A 223-nucleotide genomic window follows, 5' to 3' on the forward strand; every position below is an offset into this window, starting at 1 on the left:
GAAGGAGCCGGTCAGTTCGTCGAGCTTCATTGCCGCCGCGCGCCGCGCGGCGCAGGCCGCAGCCGCGGCGCCCCCGCCCGAGAAAGCCGGACGTTCGGCTGCGAAGGCCGCGCTCAAGGACAAGTCTGGCGGCAAGGCCAAGGCCGACGACAAGATCCCCTCGAACATTTCCTCCAAGATCCGCTCGCTCCTGGTCGGCGCAAGCGTGGTCGTGATCGTGCTC

At 69.1% G+C, this 223-nt stretch carries 1 protein-coding gene; it reads left to right on the plus strand.

Annotated features, from left to right (window positions below):
* Window positions 1-223: hypothetical protein (locus CP49_RS46540; RefSeq protein WP_197423356.1), on the plus strand; the 223-nt coding region annotated here is incomplete at both ends.

The sequence above is a fragment of the Bradyrhizobium valentinum genome (genome assembly GCF_001440405.1).
GTDB lineage: Bacteria > Pseudomonadota > Alphaproteobacteria > Rhizobiales > Xanthobacteraceae > Bradyrhizobium > Bradyrhizobium valentinum.